Genomic DNA, 16,905 nt, shown 5'->3' with positions numbered 1-16,905 from the left:
AAAAATTCAGTGGGAATTATCCCACGATATTTTTACCCTTGACGAGCGGCCCACCTGGACCAGCTCGTCCCCTTCTTTTTCCAGTATTTCTTCCAGATGGGACCTCAGGATTTGTTCCTGCTGCTTATTGGCAATCTTATAATGGGGTTTGTAATGCTCCACCGCCTCATCCAGGGAAGAAAAACGGGTGTAATGTGTCAACTCAAAGTTTTCCATGTCCGGATAGATTCCCATGCTATAGAGTACATTATAGAGCACATCGCATTTGGGAGAGGGATAATATTGCCTGCCGTGCAACTGCGGCCAGATGCGTGAATAATTCTTATCCCAGGAAGTCGGACCTGCAAACCAGTAGATATAGACCCTGCCATTGCTTACCTGCTGGATCTTTTCCAGTGCCTCCCTGATATCGGGTACATGCAGGGAATAGGAAGCGATTATCACATCATACATGCCGTCCAGTTCCTCAACGGCCACATCCTCCCAGTTCTTCTGGATACATGTGACATTATCGAGATTGTAATCAGCAATGTTTTCCTTCAGGACCTCGGTCATCCCGTCGGCCGGCTCCACTGCGGTTACATGGGAAACCCTTTGAGCCAGAGGAATTGCCATTGAACCCGGGCCTGCACCGATATCCAGTATCCGGGAATCGCTGTCATGTTTTATATCCTGCAGGGCCTTTTCCAGTCTTTTTCCACTCTTGCGGGAGGATTGCCAGAAACGTTTGGCATTTGCATACGTTCCCCAGCGGTCTGGCTGTTGAACCTGTTCATCCGCCTCATTATGCAATTTCATCTGCTCGATCCAGATGTTGCCCCAATCGATCTCATAATACAACATGCATGTGAAAAGGAGAGAAGAAGTAAAAAATCCTTTCCAATTACTCTCTCCTTCTCACGAAGAACATAACTACAAGCCCCAGTACACCCACCAACAACAAGGGATTGCCTGTGGGAACATCAAACAATGGCTGCGGATGATAGACAAAGTTGCCACCGTCTTCCTCATTGCCGTCTCCCGGAGTAGTTGATTCGCCTATAACAGATAGGTTCATGGATGTATTGGAATTTCCGAACTCATCGGTTGCATTGATGCTGAGATTGTACATCCCATGAGGGTTTACGTCCAGAGTTATAGAGTTGTTTACCCAGTAACCATTGACATTGCTAAGAACCGCTTCATTTATTGTGTCGTTTACGCTTGAGACATTAACCACCACAGAGGAAATCTCAGAATCATCTGTCACCGAGACATTCAGTTCAAGCAATTCGCCAGGTCCAACTGTTTGTTCCATCGGAGAAATCGGGACAACTGAAGGTCCAGTACTGTCACCGGCAAGGGGAAGATAATCTATGTTACCATCACTGAGTTCGTAAATGCTGTCACAGAATCCGTCTCCATCGTTATCTGCTTTTTCCTGACTCCAGCCAGACCCATCCGATTTTGCCCAGAAGTTCCCTCCAATATAAGGACCACCTATTATATTGGGGCCGGTGGTTTTTGTGGTGTTCCAGTGATTGTCGGAATCTGCATCGAAATAAGCATTATTGGAATTGTTGAAGTAATTATTACCAACAAAATTATTAGATGATCCGTAATACCCGCCCAAACGTAGTCCAATTTTGTTATTCAATATAGTGTTATTAACCAGCCTGTTTTCGTGGGAAGAAACAAAATGAACTCCATTGTCGGTATTATTTGATATATTATTTTGGGTCAAATTGTTGTAGTAGGAGTAATCAATCTTTATTCCATTATTGTTATCCAAAGCTATGTTACCAATAAGGGCATTGCCATTAATCTTTTTAATATATATACCATTCTTGTTATTCAAAACTGTGTTACCAATAAGGGTATTGTTTTCTACATAGAAAAGATCACCAAAACTATCCAGAGTAATACCATCGTTAGTATTGTTAAACACAGTGTTGTCAGTCAAAGTACTGTCTTGAGGAGATTGTAAGAATATACCTTTATTATTTTTAGAGACAGTGTTATTAATAAAATTATTGCTCCTGGAAATACCGCCAGCAGAAGCTAGATAAATGCCATATTGATTGTTTTCTGATACAATATTATCATTTAAATCGTTATTATCAGATAACTGCAGATAAATACCAGCATAGTTGTTACCAGATGCAGTATTGCCAGTTATATTATTGTTGTCAGAAATAAATAAAGTGATACCAAGCTTATTATTTGACACTATGTTATTGATTATAGTAGAGTGATTACCTTCAATACGTATACCACTGCAACTGGTACCAGTAGCTCTACTCATATTAAATCCATTAATTGTCACACTATCAGCAGTAATATGGAATACATCCTTATCTGTATTATCTGCATAGACATGTGTGACAGAAACACCGCCTACCGAAGTGATGTTCAATTCTTTACCCACATCCACATTCTCACTGTATGTACCCGGATAAACAAGAATTGTGTCATCATCCACTGCCGCATTTACAGCAGCCTGAATAGTTGTGTAATCCTCAGTCCCATCGTCATCCACTGTTATCTCAGCAGCCAGGGATACGGACGAAAGCAATACCAATACTACTGAACTGGCCAGTAATATCCAGAATCTGTGTGAATCGACATTTTCTCTCATAATATATTATAGAGAGTCATATGGATATAAGATTTCAGAACATTAGGTACTAACCATTCGTAAGTAGCAAAACCCAAAAACAGCAGGAATCAGATGCTCTTCAAATATTCAAGAAAATCATCCCATATAGGGATAACCCGCTGAACGCCATTCATTAAAGCCGGCTTCCATATTGTAAACATCACAATAACCCGCATCAAGCAGGATATTCGATGCCGTTACACTGCGCCTGCCACTGCGACAGTAAACAAGAATCGCAGTATCTCTTGGCACCTCATCCAATCGGTTTTTCAGTTCAGAAACAGGGATCAGGTAGGAATCCTCCAGATGTCCCGCATCATACTCAGATCGAGTACGCACATCCAGGATGAAAACGTCCTGTTCTTCAATCAGATTTAACGCCTCTTCTGCAGAAACATCAGAATACTCACAGTTTTCAAGTTGTGATGCGGTGTTGTCGTCCTCCTGCTGTACACACCCCCCCAGAGCCAGAGTTCCCAGTACACAAATTAACACAACAATTGTATTTTTGCTCACGATTCATTCCTCTCTGCAAAAATAATCCCCTTCAAGAGCAAACTGGTGATATACATAACAGTCATTGCACATACATTCCTGACTGATCTCACCTGATACAGGACCCCGAGCACAGAACATATAACCTTCACCCGGATAGGACGGGCAATTCTTACATAAACAGGCCTTGGAGTGATGATACGAAGGACAAACACCGAAATATTTGCCCAGACCCTGCCTCAATTCATCCTGATCTGCCACCTGCAAACCTCATTCAGTCTTTTTTACAACTACTCCGAGATGATCGATATGAAACGGTGCAAGTTTCTGCTTCTTGACAAGTTCCAATTTTGAATTATCTTGCTCCAATAATGTTTTTAGCTGCTGTTTAAAAACCGTATCGGGTTTTGCAGTGGAATCCACACTCCGGGCCTTGATACTCATCAACAGGTAACCTCCGGGTTTGAGGAAGTGCTGCACATTGGACAGGGCAATGGATGCCTGGTTGGGCTGGGCCACATCCTGGAATATCACATCAACAGGCTCCACAACATTTGCATAGGATTGCGGTTTGGAAGCATCGGCAAGCAGGGGAATTATATTTGCCCTTTCTTCGCAGACAGGCAACATGTCCCGCATTGTGCGAGGTGAGAATTCCACTGCATAGACCACTCCCTGCTGCACAATATCCGAAACATGACTGACAGTAGTACCTGTGGCCGAGCCCAGGTAAAGCACCTTTGAAGTGGTTGTGAAGGGAGAGGGAAGTTTTTTGAGCAGCATTGCCGCAAGTTTACTCCTTTTGGGCTCCCAGATACGGTACTCTGCTTCATCAACCTGCACCAGGCGTTCCCCGTACACTTCCAAGCCGGGAGTAAGATTTCTGGTAGCAAGGAACCTTTTCTTGCCCTGCTGTAGCGTGAAAATGTTTTCATGGAAGATTTTGACCTTCATTTATCCCCCTCCTTGATAGACAGGACCTTACGATCCAGTTTTTCTTTAATTACAGGATTCAGCCGGCCGGAAAAAGCATCCACCCTGCTTGCAATACTCAGGCTTGAAGCAAGAGCACGGGCCATTTTGCCCCGGATTTTGGGATGGGAATTCTTGATTAGAGGATGATTGAAAATAATACCGTGTTTGGGAGAGGTAGCCTTACCTCTGAGATGTTTGAAAAGGGCCTGGTTTGCACCCATTACCTGAATGGTGCTTGACGGCATCCGGGAGAGAGACTGCAAACCTCCGGCCATACTGATCAACCGGGCGCCCAGATTAGCTCCTGCGACCTTCTCCAGGTTGGGAGCAAGCTGCTCCATATTTTTGCGAATATAGGATTCTATCACATGACGCCTCTCATACAGGGACGAGAGGTCCGCTGCAAAAGCCTTTATGATAGCCCCGTCCTCTGCATCCATTTCCATACCCACCGACGAGAGGGCAGTCTCACGAAACTGTGAATCCTGTGGCAGATCCTGCCTGAGCCCGTTCTCTGCTACGAATTTGGCCAGGTTTTCGGTTAACATGCCTGCTTCGGGGAAATGTTCGCCGTACCATATGCCCAATCTCTCAGCAAGCAGGTTGGCCGCCTCATCAATATCATCCAGTGCTTCCACAGCATGGATTATTCGCAGATCCGGAGAATAAGAGTTCTTTATCTTAAGCCGGGTGGCTGCAATACAGGTTTGCTGCAACAGGGAATAATATTCAGTTTTCCCAGATACAAAACCGCATTCAATGGCTTTTTTAACGGGATCAAAACTTGCCAGGGGGATTTGTTTGGGATCTGCCTGAAAGACAAGCAATCTTTTTGCCAGCTGCTGCACATCCTGCGTACAGGGACTGCATTCAGCCACACTTCCATCTTCATTGATTTCAATATCTGCAAACCAGGTTTTCACATTCAAGTTTAATCCATCCTGATATCCGCACCGGTGTTATTGGGAGTTGTAAGCAAAACCTTACCTCCTATACTCTCATCCAGGAATTTTTGTATTTCCCGGACAATACGTTTCCCTTTAGTCTCATTTTCAACAAAACCACATATTGCAGGCCCAAAGGAACTCATCCCGACACCATGGGTACCGGCCAGTCTCATCTGTTCAATTACGTCCTGCACCTGCTGGCTCTGCAGAGAGATCTCTTGTTTTTTGAATCCCAGCGTCTGCAGGCTGTCAAGTGCAATGCCAAAGTTCTCAATATCATTTTCAATCACAGCCGGAATCATCTGCATCAGAACGATATGAGAGATCGCCTGTACATCCTCCAGGGGTACCGGGCAGACCTGCCTGAAAATATCCACTTCCTGTGCATCATGAGCTCCCTGTCTGTCAGGAAGAGCCAGCACTATAGGCCAGTCCGGAAAATCATGCCTGAAAACGATCGGAGCTGGCGGGGCCGGACTGGCAGAGGAGGGGGAAAAAGTGCCTTTATCGGAAAAACGATGCCCGCCATCCACAAGGAAACCCCCCTTTTCAAAAGCCGCCACACCGATGCCGGAAGTACCACCCCTACCCACCTTTTGTGCCAGCTGTCTGATCGAAAATCCCAGTTCAAAAAGCTCGTTGATCGCAGCCGCGGTACACAAAGCCACCTGTGTCCCCGAACCCAGGCCTACATGGGCAGGCATGTCCTCATCAAGATAGATACTGATTCCTTCTCCTTCAGGCAGCAGGGCAGAAATCGCAGATTGCACTTTGTCGTACAGTAACGAATTGCCGGTAATCTCCAAATGATCACTTTTTTCAGCGGTAAGATGTATGTGGGGATATTGCAGACTAACCCCTATTCCCCCATCAACCCGACCCAGGGAAGCATTAAGGTCAATCAGAGAGAGGTGCAGCCTTGAAGGGGATGTGATCTCGATCATAGTACCTTGGAACTAATTCACAATCATATATATATATGTGTCAGGACAGCTCTTCCATGTCCGAAAAGAAATTGAGCAGGGAATATTTCACTTTCGCGGGTTCCACATCAAGGAATTCTTTTCTCTCATCTTCGGGAAATGAGGAGTATACCGAATATTTTCCCAGTCTTGTAACGGAATCGGTCATGAACCTGCCATCCAGCAGTATCCTGACACCGTAATCGGTCGGTGAACGTACCACTCTGCCCATAGCCTGTCTGATCTTACGTATCGTGGGAACCTGTACCGCATATTCCCAGCCGGCACCATAACCGAACTCATGGTCATAGGCAGATTCCACGGCATGCATCCTGTCATTCAATGCCGAATAACCCACACCGACAACCACAACAACCCGGCCGCGACCATTCCTGTAATCCACTCCTTCACTGAGAGTACCCCAGAGATAGGTAAAAAGGACAGCTTTGCCTCCCTGCTCTCCGGTCTGGAAGAAACTCTTGCGTATATCCTGGGCAGATATCCCGGTTTCATCAAGGAACAGTTCTACATCAAGCACACCATCGAATTTGCGGAAATACCGTTTTGCCTCAAAAGCATTCGGGAAGAAGATAATGACATTGCCTCCGGCATTTTCAATAGTGTCCTGTAACACCTGTTCTAATATCTGCAGGTTCTGGGGATCGTCCCTTATACGCGAATACTGGGGAGGCACGGATACTGCAATGGTCAATCTGCGTTCTTCAGGGAAAGTCAGACCATAGGCCAAATCGCATGTCTGCCGTGTAATACCCAGGGTGCTTTTGATCATATCAAAGGGTCTCAGGGTTGCAGACATCAGGATTGCCGAATAGATCGAATCCAGCAGCGGACCTGTAACATTTTTCGGGATACAGGTGAACAACTCCAGCCTGCCATAGATCTCCCCGCCCTGATCCCGGCGGACATTGAGTACCGGATAATAATTCTCGTTGTTGGATAGTTTAAGGTACTGGGAGAAAAATTCTGCTGTGGGTTTTAAGTGAGATCGTTTCAGTATAGGGATCTGGCCCTGTTTATACTGCTCATGATAAGCATTATCCAGTAAACCCCCCACTTCAGCAGCAATCCCGAGCAATTCCTGTACCTGTTTTTCCTCCCCATAACCAGTCTCTTTCATTCGCCTCATAAAACGAGCGTGGACCACATCATTTCTTTCATAGGGGTCACTTATGCGTATGTCATACCAGTTGCGCCCCACACGCTGACGTTCCCCGAACTTGAAACGGTTATCATAGGTATCCCGAACCACTTCCAGCAGGATGGAGAGTACGGCTTCCACATCCTCAACCGGCATGGAGGTAAAAAGATCACTTTTTTCATTGGCATTGAGTTCAGCCAGGGCACTTTCAATGGTGTGTTCGGTCAAAGTAATGGATGAATGGGATCTGGCAGCGTTTTCTATATTATGGGCTTCATCAAATATCGCAATGATATCTTCGGGTTCTTTGTCCATCCAGCGCAGCATTGTGGAAAATATCATATCATTGAGGATATGATGGAAATTGGCTATGACAAGGTCGGCATTTTTCAATTCCCGCTTGAGTAGTTCATAACCACACATCCCGTTTTCAGCGGCGTAATCATTGACCTCTTCGGGATCACGTACATCCTGGAAAAGCCATTTCTGGAATTTTTCATCCTCTACCCTTAAAACCTCATACAGAGGGTCACATGAACGTTTTCTCAGGGAACTTGCTTTTTCCTCGAGTTTTTCCCGCTCCTCATCAATTGCATCCCTCAGAGAAGCATGAGCCGCTTCCCCCGAGGATTTATACTCATCCCAGGCAGCCTTTGATTCCTGTTTTTTGAGAATGATTTCCTTTTCGATCTCCATGAGATCATAGGTGTTATCCCGTTTGGCCTCGCATTCATCATACCCCTGTTTCAGGGGACACATGCTCATCTTACCCTTGAAGACAAGGACCTTGATATCATGGGTACGTTTTATCTGACGGGCCTCATCTATGAACTGTAACATCTGTTGATGGACATTGGTGGCAATGAACACGGTTTTGCCCAATTGTTTTCCCACATGCAGCGAGGGAACCAGAGCACTCAGGGTCTTCCCGGTCCCACAGGCCCCTTCAAAAAGCACCAGATTTTCTTCCAGCAGGGAGCGGTGAATTTTCTCCATTGCGTCTTTCTGGTTGGGATAACATTGCTCCAGGGGGAAGTACTGGATATAATTGTCAGGGGTGCTCATGGCTTTCCCTAAAGCTCCTCCTATTAAAAAGATATTGGATGGGAAGTTTATGCCTCTCAGGAAGCGGTCAAAGTTTCTTCTATGACTATGGTGTTGGTAGGCGTATGTATGATTTTTACAGTTATCTGGTCACCTTTTTCTAAGGGACATTCGCCACTATTAATGCGAAACCACAACTTTTCTCCTACAGAAAAATATTCTTTTGTGATTGCGCCACCACATTTTTCAAAATTAGGAGCACTCTTATCTATTAGACCATCATCACCTAATATATGGTTTCCAAGAGATTCTGTTTTTGATACAGGCAAGTTTACAATACGGGCTTTCATTCCAGAAACTTCAGTAGCATCCACCATAGTTTCAACTTCAGACATTTTCACAGCGTCACCCCCCTCATGATATATGTATACTCTTTGATCTCCGAAATCTACATCTGTATCTCCTTTACGTACCAGTTCCCCGCTTGAATGGGCCACAAAAGGTGCAGGTTCCTGCATCTCAAAACCAATTGCAAAGAAAGCCAGGCTGACCCCAAGAACAATGGTTATGGCAATCATTAACAGGATGCCGACAACGGGAGAAATGCCATTTTCATCTTTCATTGAATCCTACCCTGAAATGAAATGTTAATAATAATAATAATATACTTTGGATTTCGTATTTGTAATGTAACATTTCATAAAAAAGATTTTCGATATGTGTATAATCCTATCTAAATGAATGTTGAATTTAGTAACGCATGAGCCAATCGATAACTTTTTATTTTAGTTGTTTAATGATAGGATGAAGTCTAATCAGACATCAAAAATCAACAGGAGAGTCGATATATATGGTAGCAGTAATCAATGTTGACGAATGTGTAGGTTGCGGAGCATGCGTGGACGAATGTCCATCTGAAGCAATCTCAATGAACGATGAAAATATTGCAGTCGTAGACGCTGAAGAGTGTGTAGACTGTGGTGTATGCGTGGACGTCTGTCCAACCGAAGCAATCACAATGGAATAATTATTCCATTTTTCTTTACTTTTTTGAACAATTCTGCCGGGTCAATCCTATGTCTGAAGAGGGATTCTATTACATAATCAGTAATTATAGAACTACCGGCTATTCTTCAGATGCACGGGATTTGGGCATAGAACGATTGTATCAGGCATACCATTTATGAAGGCGGGAAAATGCAGCCTCAAAAATTCTTTTTTACAAAGGGGCTGTATCCATCTCTCATTCCCGTTTTGCATATAGTACATTTACATAATACTTCTGAACAATATCCGGAGGACCATTCATGCTAGTAGTAATATCAATAGGCGGATCCATTCTTGCCAGGGACCTGGATCCAGAGAGGTTCGCAAAATACGCCGATATGCTGGAAGAGCTTTCGAAAGAACATTCCGTGGTAGTCGTGACCGGTGGAGGTGTTGCCGCCCGCCAGTACATAGAAGCTGCCAGACAGGTCGGAGCAAATGAGGTCACCTGTGATTTTATAGGGATCGATGTTACCCGTCTCAATGCCCAGCTCCTCATAGCTGCCCTGGGCAAGAATGCATATCCAGAACCACCTCAGAGTTACAGGGATGCAGAACTTGCCCTTTCCTCCGGCAAAATCATTGTAATGGGAGGTGTAATCCCGGGACAGACCACAGATACGGTCTCCGCAGTACTTGCCGAGTATCTGGGAGCTGAGTTAATGGTGATTGCAACTTCCGTGGACGGCGTATATTCAAAAGACCCGACAACATCCAATGATGCTGAAAAATTTGATGTGATGAGTCCCAAAGAGCTGCTTGATGTGGTAATGTCCACTGAAATGAAAGCCGGTTCAAAATCCCCTGTAGATCCCCTGGCTGCAAAGATAATCGAGAGATGCAATATTGAAACAATCGTTATGGATGGTTCCAGTGAAGGGGATATTTACAAAGTCGTAATGCAGGAAAAAATAAAGAGTGAACCTGTCGAAGGAGAACGTGTGGGTACACGGATCAAGAGCTGATTTGTCAATAAACTGGATTATTTGTAAATAATAGTATTTTAAGGGCTCTGTAGAAACCTATTCTCTACCTAAAGTCAACTTATGCAGGACATGTTCACTTCATTCATGCAATCACATGATGGTTGATACTAGTATCGGGATGATCCTGCATACGGATGTGGAAAGCCTGGAGACCCTTTCCCTCCTCATCCTTCTGATCATAGCAATCCATTCCCTTATATCTGCTCTAATGATCCGGGTTGTGGACGGAGGGCATCCCCTGGCAGAAGCTACTAATTTTGTGATAAAGATGTGGATTGGCGGAGGGAGGGCCGTGGTAACAGAGAAGGGAATTGCTTCCCTACTGGGCGTGACCTGAAAATCAGGAATGGGATTGTACGTAGCGCACCAGAAAACCTGTTACCTGCTCTGTTGTAAAATTGCCACCCAGATCAGCAGTCTTTATATCTTCATTAATGGAAGCCTCCACAGCTTCCCTGACTATGCGGGCCTGTTCAGGTCTATCCAACCAGTCCAGCAGCATGGCCACTGAAAGTACGGCTGCAATCGGATTGGCTATACCCTTTCCTGCAATATCGGGAGCACTCCCATGCACCGGTTCAAAAAAAGCCTGTTTTTCTCCAATGTTGGCACTGGGCAGCAAACCCAGACTGCCCACAAGCGCCCCGCCCAGATCACTGAGAATATCCCCGTAGAGATTGGGAGCCACCACTACATCATATTTTTCAGGAGAGCGCACCATATCATACGCCATGGCATCCACCAGCATGGTATCGTGAATTACGTTGTGGGCTTGAGCAACATTCCTGCAGGTATTGAGGAACAGGGAATCCGCCTTGATCACATTGGATTTGTGGACAATGGTCAGATGATTGTGGCGTTTGGCAGCATATTCACAGGCTATTTGTGCAATGCGTTCAGAAGCCCGACGGGTGATTATGCGCTTGCTCCAGGCTTCATTCTCGCCCACTTCCTCAATGGACGAATACAATCCTTCGGTGTTCTCCCGCACCACCAGGATATCAAAATCCGTGTTGCCCGTGGCACCTTCTATTCCCTTTATGGGTTTTAAGGGCCGTATATTGGCATAGAGATCCAGTTCCCGGCGAATGGTCAGCAGCACACTTTTGTAATTGGGATCCGCAGGCGTGGTAACCGCTCCGAACAGGATGCAGTCACAGTTTTTCAGGATCTCGAGATCTGCATCCGTGATTGCCTGACCGGTCTTTTCCCATTTACCGTAACCCAGTTCCAGAGGGATTATTTCCAGCGGCAGATCGAAACAATCCAGTACCCGCAATGCAGCAGGTATTACCTCTTTGCCCACACCATCGCCTTCAATCACAGCCAGTTTCATGCACAATCCTTCCTTAGCCTGTCCACAAGTTCCCTGATCGTAGTTGCCACATCAAACTCAGCAGCCCCCCAGTGTACGGTCGCCCCGGGAAAGCCGTTGATGGTAACCTGGCCTGCATTCTCAGCCCGACAGCAGCGGGCTATAAAGGGTCCGGAAGGTTTGACAATATCACTGGTGAAGGGACAGAGACTGATAAAATCATATTCCATCCCCGGGAAGCGGGATTCGAAGAGAGAGCGGGATATTTCACAGCCCACAAGTAAAGAGCCGGGTTTTTCGATTATATCATTATCCAGACATTTGCCTTCAAGACCCGAGGAAGAGCAGGGAAAAACCGTATCCGGACCGCTGAAGCGGGTCAGATCGATCGTGTTTTCTTTGAATGTGATTGTAAGATCGCCGAATATACCCGAAGATTCCAGCCGGCGTACGACATCGGTCAGCCAGGATGGGTAGGGCGGAGCGATATCCAGTATTTCAAGTTCCAGGATTACTGAAGGATCGGGTTCATGCACAAAGGTCACATGGTTGTCGATACCCGTAAAGATGACCGTGGTTATACCGTTTTTACACAATGCTGCAGCCTTTTGGATCAGGAGGGAGCGATTTTTTATATTGAGTATCTCAGGAAAACGTACAATCTTTTCCGGTTTTGCCAGCAGTTCCACGGATTCGGCTTTCCGCAACAGATCTTCACCGCTGTGCTCCACCTGATAGAGCCATTTGTTTCCATTACATATCTCCACAAGCATGTAGTGGGTCAGAAAATAGATGGGCTCCTCTGGATCCTCATCGGGATGGATATGGGTTACACCCACGTGCTTGTACTCAAGAGGAAATATCATGAATTTAGCCTTTGTTGTTTTTTACGATGCTCGACAAGCCCGCCGTCACTCAGTATTTCTAGCAGGAAATCGGGGATCTGCTGGCCTGTATAGGTCCTGCCTGCCACTTTCACAGTGCCTTCGGAGAGGTTGACTTCGACCTCATCACCTTCCTCACACTCCACATCCGCCTCAATCAGCGGCAAACCCACATTGATGGAATTGCGGAAAAAAATGCGTCCGAAGGATCTGGCAACCACACAACCCACACCGGCATGCTTGAGTGCCAGGGGTGCCTGCTCTCTGGAGGAGCCACAGCCGAAATTGTTGCCGCCGACAATGATGTCACCGGGAGATACTTTGCTTGAAAAATCGGGGTCGATGCCTTCCATGGCATGATCTGCAAAGACCTGCATATCGGTGGTACGCAGGTATTTACCCGGGATTATAACATCGGTGTCCACATCGTCACCGAAGATCCATGCTTTACCTTTAATCACTTTGTCCAATCCTCTCACCTGCTTAGGGATACCTTTTATCTATTATTTGTAGGTAGCGAATTATTGATTGATATGCAATGTGTGCCTTATTTCTTCTGATAGCCAAATAATTTGTTGTAGCAGGGATGATCAACAATATCCACAATTATCACAAGAATCGAGTCGCTTTTGTCTGAATCTTTTTTTTAGTGTATATTCCTTTTGAAAATATCGGTCTTGTTTCGGATTGCTTCCACAATGGCCATTTCCACTTTGGAGTCGGATGCCTTCTCTTGCAGCTATTGGTATTTGTTAGCCGCGTTGTCGATAAGGACAATCCGGGCCTTTTTCATATCTCAATGCCTCTTGATATTGCTTTATTGAGAACATTATTATCATTATGTATCCACGTAATACCTTTGATGGTCACTGCAATCTTGTTACTTTCTTCCAGATATTCCAGAATGGTCGTGAGTGTATTATGATTGACCTGTTTGGGCAAATTCCTTTTCAGATCGGCAACAGATATTATGCTTTCATCCATGTTTTGAAGAGTATTTTCTACCATTTTGATGGTATTCAAAGTAGGTGAACGGCCCTTTTTATTTAATGGTGGTGTTGTGTTCATGAATAATCCCCTCTTTTTTGTTATGTTACCATATTCAATTGTTACTAATTGATAACTAATGAATACGCAAACATATCTATATATTATTTTTGCCAGCTCAACGGGTAATTTTATGACCAGAAAAATGAGAAAATCGGACTGAAACTTCCAGTATCAATAAATTTCCTTGACCCTTCCGACACTACCATCTTCAAGTTGTACTTTTATTCCGTGTGGGTGAGAGGAGGACTTGGTGAGAATTCTTTTGACAATACCTTTGGTTATCTTGCCGCTCTTTTGATCCTTTTTTAGAACGATTCCCACGTTTAGCCCTGTCCTGATATTGCTCCTGTTAGTGCCTGCATTCATGGTCTGAAGGTGAGCCTGCAGACATATAAGGTTGTTTATCGAGGAAAAAAGAGTTGCAATAGGAGATTTGATTCAGAATGTTGCGGTATTATTGGATGCAGTGGAGCTTCTGGCAGACTTGACGTTCATTCTTCATAGCGGTGTGGCCTCATTAAGTATATTTTTCCCAATATTTGGTTTCAAAGCCTTTTTGTGCACAAGATCTACTTTGATCCCCAGAGTATCGGAAAGATAGTTTTCAAGCTCAACGAACTCGAGCAATCCCGGGGTTTCGCTGAATTCAACCAGTACATCAAGGTCACTGCTGTTCGTTTGCTCCCCCCTGACAAAAGAGCCAAATACAGCAAGAGAGGCGACCTTATATTTTTCCTTTAACTCCGGCAACATCTTGTGAAGCTGGTGTTTGTAAATATCTATTGCATTATTATGTGAAGCCATAGGCATTTGATTGTTTGTATTTGAACCTATTAATTGGTATCGATTAAAAAATAGAGAAGCAATAGATTTCAAAAGGAGAGAAAATAGAGGCCTCAAACCTCTATTTCCCCACCATTCAGGACCGCGGATTCGCTTACCCGCACAGATTCAGTGGTATCCCCGAAGGAAACCTCGTAGGAACCTGTGGGTGCGGTATCGAATTGGGTCTGTCCCTGCACCGGACCCTCGGTTGAGTAGGGCACCACAAATTCATAGGTCCCATCTGTGGCCGTGGTGGACCGGGAGTACTCAAAGGTCCTGCCGGTGGTCGTGCGGATGGTATTTGTGATGGTCACCTTTTCTCCTTCAGGTGCCTGTCCGGTGATGGTGGCACCGTCCACATACTCGAAGATCTTCACATAACCGGTATTAACCACTTCGATATTGCCGTCAAAGAGGGCATTGTAAACCTGCTTGTAACCGGCCTCTGCGGTATTGGCAGCCGGGGTCTCATGCACCATACGGTACTGTGTGAGACCATCGCCGTCAAAGAGGTGCAGCCGGGCTTCCATGGTGTTGAAATAGCGCTCTCCGGGTACAGTCTGGGTACCCTGGTTGGTCTGGGCCTGCACATAGTAATTATCGGTATCCAGGGTCCAGGCAGCCATGGCATAGAATTTACCGGTGGCCATCTCCACATCGGAGACCACGTAACGTGCCCCTGCCTTTTCAGGATCGGGGTGTACGGCTTCCAGTACTGCTGTGGCCTCTGCTTCTGAGGAGGCAGTGAAGAAGGTGGATGCACCTGGTCTGTTCTCTTCATCCATACTATTGCGTCGGCCACCGATACCCTGCTGGAAGGGGTTGGCGTTGGGAATCCTGTGGCCGATCACTTCAAGCCAGTGGCCGTAGTCCCACCAGGACATCACACCGTATGCTTCATCGGGATAGGAGAAAAGTTGACCTTCGGGCGGCTTTTCATAGCTTTCATAATAATCCAGACCGGGATCCGGCGTATTGTATTTCATCCACTGCGTCGCCTCGATCCAGTAGCCATTGGGCCCTCCTGTGCCCTGATTCTGCTGCATGGAGAGGTCGTAGGACGGATAGGCCAGTACAAGCACCACCAGTACAAGTGCCAATGCATGTACCGGTTTGATCTGTTTGAACCAGCCACTTATATTGGATGTCGTTTCAGCAAAAGGACTCCTGATATCTTTCCAGCCCGCCAGGTCCAGCACTTTGATCCCGATATATGCCGAAAGGATGGCTGCATTGACCGAGTAGTAGTAGGCAAACCGGTTCTGCTGCAGCATGGCCCAGATGATCATTACGGTCCAGACGATCAGGAAGGTCTGCTCCCGGTTGTTGCGACGATAGATGGCAATGTAGGCCAGGATCAACAGGGCAAAGAAGGAGACTATAGCCGTGATTCCGAAGTTGTACCAGAGGGGTTGTAAGGTGAATTCACCGCTGCGCATCAGGAGTGGGGAGGCTTCGGCGATGGTGAGGCCGCCGCCTGTGCGCATGAAGTAACTGAAGACGCTGGAAACCAGAGCATAAGCGGATTCAGAGAACATGCGGGCCAGCAGGATGCCTCCGCCGAAAAGGGCTGCTACAGAGAGTGGATAGTAGTAGCGACTGAGTTGTTTCTCTTTCATGTAGTACGACAGCACAGAGAGAAGGGGGAAAGCCACAAGGCCCGCTGCCAACCCGAATATTTGTCGGGATTTGGTACCACCAATTTCAGGTGCAAGCAGTACCATGATAAGTGCCACACCAAAGATCGCCATGCCACCGATGGCCAGATACTCACTGGATCGGCCATGCATATGGTCAATGATGTGCTGGGCTGTGATGTATACACCGATTATGAAACTGAAGAACAGGGCTCCTTTCCATGTGAGGGTGTAGGCGCCGAGGAAGAAGCCGGAAAGGAGGAAATAGGGGAGAATAGGTTTGATCTGTGCCAGTCCGTTTTCCTTCAGGGAAGCCAGACTCAAATCATGTTCTTCACTGCGTTTCAGGCCAAAGATCAGAAACATCGCAACAACCGTGCTGAGCAGGGCTTCTGCAACATGATGATCATTGAATCCAATAATGGATCGGGAGAGGAATTGACCCGGTGCGATGGCAACAAGGAAAGCGGCAAGCAGACCGATACGTCTGTCACCAAAAATCCATTTGGCTGCAAAATATACAGGGATAACGATCACAGCACCCAGCAGGGACGGATAATAGGCACAGATTGTATGGGTGAGTTCAGTGGAGGGGTTTCCCATGCCAATTATCCAGATAATTGTGGCAAGGAACATGTCAAAGAGAGGGGCAAAGACCTGATCAGTGCCATAAGGATACTGGGTATAGGCATCAAACCAGAGCATAGAGGGGAAATTATGCAGAATGGATTCCACATTTCTCAGGTGATACCAGGGATCGTTACCACCGAAACGCACGAAGTTCTCGCCGATAAATACGCTTTCTGCAGGGATTGTTCTAATGTACAGTGCTATCAGGAAACACAGAAGAATTCCCGTAAAGGGCAAAAAGGAAGATTTTAGTTTGTCTTTATAATCTATTGTCATAGCCCACACTTCTTGAAATGATTGATGAGATGATT

Annotated in this window: 19 protein-coding genes; 3 read left to right on the top strand and 16 right to left on the bottom strand. The window is 45.9% G+C overall.

The window, feature by feature from the left end:
• Positions 1 to 6 precede the first annotated feature (6 nt).
• The 9 genes from MMAH_RS00700 to MMAH_RS00660 all read right to left on the bottom strand — a co-directional run bounded on the left by MMAH_RS00700 (position 7) and on the right by MMAH_RS00660 (position 8,843).
• Entirely contained in the window at positions 7 to 843 is an 837-nt protein-coding gene (locus MMAH_RS00700; RefSeq protein ID WP_013036619.1) for a class I SAM-dependent methyltransferase, read from the bottom strand.
• A gap of 40 nt (positions 844 to 883) precedes the next feature.
• Complete coding sequence (locus MMAH_RS00695) at positions 884 to 2,617, bottom strand: right-handed parallel beta-helix repeat-containing protein (protein ID WP_013036618.1); 1,734 nt, start codon at positions 2,615 to 2,617, stop codon at positions 884 to 886.
• A 117-nt stretch (positions 2,618 to 2,734) separates the two neighbouring features.
• Positions 2,735 to 3,154, bottom strand: a complete 420-nt coding sequence (locus tag MMAH_RS00690) for a rhodanese-like domain-containing protein (protein WP_013036617.1) — start codon at positions 3,152 to 3,154, stop codon at positions 2,735 to 2,737.
• 3 nt (positions 3,155 to 3,157) lie between these two features.
• A complete protein-coding gene (locus MMAH_RS00685; protein ID WP_013036616.1) occupies positions 3,158 to 3,394 on the bottom strand; it encodes a DUF2769 domain-containing protein in 237 nt (78 codons plus the stop codon).
• A gap of 9 nt (positions 3,395 to 3,403) precedes the next feature.
• Complete coding sequence (locus MMAH_RS00680; RefSeq protein WP_013036615.1) at positions 3,404 to 4,087, bottom strand: fibrillarin-like rRNA/tRNA 2'-O-methyltransferase; 684 nt, start codon at positions 4,085 to 4,087, stop codon at positions 3,404 to 3,406.
• Complete coding sequence (locus MMAH_RS00675) at positions 4,084 to 5,031, bottom strand: NOP5/NOP56 family protein (protein ID WP_245526273.1); 948 nt, start codon at positions 5,029 to 5,031, stop codon at positions 4,084 to 4,086. Before MMAH_RS00675 ends, MMAH_RS00680 begins: the two co-directional genes overlap by 4 nt.
• Positions 5,032 to 5,039: 8 nt before the next feature.
• Positions 5,040 to 5,999, bottom strand: coding sequence for a beta-ribofuranosylaminobenzene 5'-phosphate synthase (locus MMAH_RS00670; protein ID WP_013036613.1), 960 nt, complete (start codon positions 5,997 to 5,999; stop codon positions 5,040 to 5,042).
• A 40-nt stretch (positions 6,000 to 6,039) separates the two neighbouring features.
• Positions 6,040 to 8,241 (bottom strand): ATP-dependent DNA helicase, encoded by a 2,202-nt coding sequence (locus MMAH_RS00665; protein WP_013036612.1) that lies wholly within the window; start codon positions 8,239 to 8,241, stop codon positions 6,040 to 6,042.
• A gap of 56 nt (positions 8,242 to 8,297) precedes the next feature.
• Complete coding sequence (locus tag MMAH_RS00660; protein ID WP_013036611.1) at positions 8,298 to 8,843, bottom strand: type IV pilin; 546 nt, start codon at positions 8,841 to 8,843, stop codon at positions 8,298 to 8,300.
• 227 nt (positions 8,844 to 9,070) lie between these two features.
• On the opposite strand from MMAH_RS00660, the gene MMAH_RS00655 reads away from it, so the two are divergent.
• The 3 genes from MMAH_RS00655 to MMAH_RS00645 all read left to right on the top strand — a co-directional run bounded on the left by MMAH_RS00655 (position 9,071) and on the right by MMAH_RS00645 (position 10,590).
• Positions 9,071 to 9,247, top strand: coding sequence for a 4Fe-4S binding protein (locus MMAH_RS00655; protein WP_013036610.1), 177 nt, complete (start codon positions 9,071 to 9,073; stop codon positions 9,245 to 9,247).
• 280 nt (positions 9,248 to 9,527) lie between these two features.
• Positions 9,528 to 10,232: a UMP kinase gene (gene pyrH / locus MMAH_RS00650; protein ID WP_013036609.1), complete on the top strand. Its 705-nt coding sequence runs from the start codon at positions 9,528 to 9,530 to the stop codon at positions 10,230 to 10,232.
• Between the two features lie 115 nt (positions 10,233 to 10,347).
• A complete protein-coding gene (locus MMAH_RS00645; protein ID WP_157198667.1) occupies positions 10,348 to 10,590 on the top strand; it encodes a hypothetical protein in 243 nt (80 codons plus the stop codon).
• 3 nt (positions 10,591 to 10,593) lie between these two features.
• On the opposite strand, the gene MMAH_RS00640 is transcribed toward MMAH_RS00645, so the two are convergent.
• The 7 genes from MMAH_RS00640 to MMAH_RS00610 all read right to left on the bottom strand — a co-directional run bounded on the left by MMAH_RS00640 (position 10,594) and on the right by MMAH_RS00610 (position 16,870).
• Positions 10,594 to 11,589, bottom strand: a complete 996-nt coding sequence (locus MMAH_RS00640; protein ID WP_013036608.1) for an isocitrate/isopropylmalate dehydrogenase family protein — start codon at positions 11,587 to 11,589, stop codon at positions 10,594 to 10,596.
• Positions 11,586 to 12,434, bottom strand: a complete 849-nt coding sequence (locus MMAH_RS00635; RefSeq protein ID WP_013036607.1) for a DUF7714 family protein — start codon at positions 12,432 to 12,434, stop codon at positions 11,586 to 11,588. Before MMAH_RS00635 ends, MMAH_RS00640 begins: the two co-directional genes overlap by 4 nt.
• Complete coding sequence (locus MMAH_RS00630; protein WP_013036606.1) at positions 12,431 to 12,913, bottom strand: 3-isopropylmalate dehydratase small subunit; 483 nt, start codon at positions 12,911 to 12,913, stop codon at positions 12,431 to 12,433. Before MMAH_RS00630 ends, MMAH_RS00635 begins: the two co-directional genes overlap by 4 nt.
• A gap of 328 nt (positions 12,914 to 13,241) precedes the next feature.
• Positions 13,242 to 13,520, bottom strand: coding sequence for a hypothetical protein (locus tag MMAH_RS00625; protein WP_013036605.1), 279 nt, complete (start codon positions 13,518 to 13,520; stop codon positions 13,242 to 13,244).
• A 153-nt stretch (positions 13,521 to 13,673) separates the two neighbouring features.
• Positions 13,674 to 13,868: a YwbE family protein gene (locus MMAH_RS00620; RefSeq protein ID WP_013036604.1), complete on the bottom strand. Its 195-nt coding sequence runs from the start codon at positions 13,866 to 13,868 to the stop codon at positions 13,674 to 13,676.
• A gap of 132 nt (positions 13,869 to 14,000) precedes the next feature.
• Positions 14,001 to 14,306: a nucleotidyltransferase family protein gene (locus MMAH_RS00615; protein WP_013036603.1), complete on the bottom strand. Its 306-nt coding sequence runs from the start codon at positions 14,304 to 14,306 to the stop codon at positions 14,001 to 14,003.
• Between the two features lie 92 nt (positions 14,307 to 14,398).
• Positions 14,399 to 16,870: an oligosaccharyl transferase, archaeosortase A system-associated gene (locus MMAH_RS00610; RefSeq protein ID WP_013036602.1), complete on the bottom strand. Its 2,472-nt coding sequence runs from the start codon at positions 16,868 to 16,870 to the stop codon at positions 14,399 to 14,401.
• Between the last annotated feature and the right edge of the window lie 35 nt (positions 16,871 to 16,905).

It is taken from the genome of Methanohalophilus mahii DSM 5219, from assembly GCF_000025865.1.
In the GTDB taxonomy this organism is placed as follows: domain Archaea; phylum Halobacteriota; class Methanosarcinia; order Methanosarcinales; family Methanosarcinaceae; genus Methanohalophilus; species Methanohalophilus mahii.
Note: the sequence above shows the minus strand (reverse complement) of the source record. Positions and strands in the feature narration are given on the sequence as shown.

Coding starts and splice junctions, on each gene's coding strand:
- MMAH_RS00625 (WP_013036605.1), bottom strand. CDS start 13,520: ATGAACACAACACCACCATTAAATAAAAAGGGCCGTTCACCTACTTTG.
- MMAH_RS00645 (WP_157198667.1), top strand. CDS start 10,348: ATGATGGTTGATACTAGTATCGGGATGATCCTGCATACGGATGTGGAA.
- MMAH_RS00665 (WP_013036612.1), bottom strand. CDS start 8,241: ATGAGCACCCCTGACAATTATATCCAGTACTTCCCCCTGGAGCAATGT.
- MMAH_RS00615 (WP_013036603.1), bottom strand. CDS start 14,306: ATGGCTTCACATAATAATGCAATAGATATTTACAAACACCAGCTTCAC.
- MMAH_RS00670 (WP_013036613.1), bottom strand. CDS start 5,999: ATGATCGAGATCACATCCCCTTCAAGGCTGCACCTCTCTCTGATTGAC.
- MMAH_RS00635 (WP_013036607.1), bottom strand. CDS start 12,434: ATGATATTTCCTCTTGAGTACAAGCACGTGGGTGTAACCCATATCCAT.
- pyrH (WP_013036609.1), top strand. CDS start 9,528: ATGCTAGTAGTAATATCAATAGGCGGATCCATTCTTGCCAGGGACCTG.
- MMAH_RS00695 (WP_013036618.1), bottom strand. CDS start 2,617: ATGAGAGAAAATGTCGATTCACACAGATTCTGGATATTACTGGCCAGT.
- MMAH_RS00610 (WP_013036602.1), bottom strand. CDS start 16,870: ATGACAATAGATTATAAAGACAAACTAAAATCTTCCTTTTTGCCCTTT.
- MMAH_RS00640 (WP_013036608.1), bottom strand. CDS start 11,589: ATGAAACTGGCTGTGATTGAAGGCGATGGTGTGGGCAAAGAGGTAATA.
- MMAH_RS00620 (WP_013036604.1), bottom strand. CDS start 13,868: ATGAATGCAGGCACTAACAGGAGCAATATCAGGACAGGGCTAAACGTG.
- MMAH_RS00680 (WP_013036615.1), bottom strand. CDS start 4,087: ATGAAGGTCAAAATCTTCCATGAAAACATTTTCACGCTACAGCAGGGC.
- MMAH_RS00700 (WP_013036619.1), bottom strand. CDS start 843: ATGTTGTATTATGAGATCGATTGGGGCAACATCTGGATCGAGCAGATG.
- MMAH_RS00660 (WP_013036611.1), bottom strand. CDS start 8,843: ATGAAAGATGAAAATGGCATTTCTCCCGTTGTCGGCATCCTGTTAATG.
- MMAH_RS00655 (WP_013036610.1), top strand. CDS start 9,071: ATGGTAGCAGTAATCAATGTTGACGAATGTGTAGGTTGCGGAGCATGC.